This is a genomic window from Carboxylicivirga taeanensis (assembly GCF_051851475.1).
Classification (GTDB): Bacteria; Bacteroidota; Bacteroidia; order Bacteroidales; family Marinilabiliaceae; genus Carboxylicivirga; species Carboxylicivirga taeanensis.
Window position 1 is genome coordinate 1 of record NZ_JBPUSJ010000081.1, and the last position, 1,136, is coordinate 1,136.

General features: G+C 34.7%; 1 protein-coding gene. It reads right to left on the bottom strand.

The features are described from left to right. Window positions 1-298: 298 nt before the first annotated feature. Complete coding sequence (locus ACSX1H_RS19310) at window positions 299-910, bottom strand: hypothetical protein (RefSeq protein WP_439185893.1); 612 nt, start codon at window positions 908-910, stop codon at window positions 299-301. Window positions 911-1,136: the final 226 nt, after the last annotated feature.

Sequence of the window (1,136 nt, forward strand, 5' to 3'; positions counted from 1 at the left end):
GCTGGCCCGTGGGTGAGCAGCAAATTCCTCGAAAGCCTCACGAATCCCAAAAATACCTCGAATCCGGCTTAAAAATATTGGGTTGTGCCTAACGGTGGCTGGATGAAGCGTATGGAGATTTAACGAGCAAACCTTCCAAAACTCTACGGAGCCAAAGCTTTTATTTGTTATTATCTTTTCATTTTAATTCCAAATCAAAGATTTGGCGGTGTTCGACTGCTCTAATTAACTTCGTAAATATCACTGACTCCATATGCTTTATGCCAGCGTGTTATGGGCTGGTATTTATTCCTCATTTTCAATCCATTTCAATAATCTGCCAACTTTCAACCAAGTATTTATTCCAAAAACATTTCTTACACCGTATTTCAATTTCAAAGTTATGCGGTTCACTATTCCAGTACATATTGAGTTTGCTTCTATGTGCCTGTAGTAACTCATACCTTTCCTGAAAACGAAATCCAACACTAGCTGAAGAATTTCTAGATGAACCTTTATTGAATTTTTCAACTGATAATTGGTATATTTCTGTATTACTTTTATTTGTTATAAGAGAATTCGTATAGTCCCAAATTAATTTTGAAGTAATTCCAAAACTGAAATAGGAATAAATTAAACCTAAAAGAAGTAAAAATAGTCCCGTTAATACTTGGTCCAATAATCTATTACACGACTTTAATGTCTTGCTTAAATAATTCCTTCGGTAATATCCAATGCATAAAAGTCCAATTAGTATTGGTAACCAAATTACGAAGATATTATACCTAATATCGTAGCCAATCGTATCGAGTCTGAAGAAATAATAATAGATTACTGCGTAAATTGCTAGCCCTACCAATATGCGGTAGTATTTTTTCCCTTCTTTCTTTTTCTTTAACAATTTACTATTTACCCGTTTCCCCTTTTTCATTAAAATATAATTCAATTTTGGACTATTACTTGTCTATGATATTTTAAGCAGTTTTTGTATCATACTTGCCCATAACGGATTGCCGTATGAAGCGGCCTGATGCCTGTATAATTGTTCCTTAATCACACTCAAATTGCTGCAGCAAACTGCAACTTTAGAATTACGCAACCCAAGGCTGCTTTATTACGGTTTGTTAGGCACGCCCCTTTTATAACCGGTTAACTAA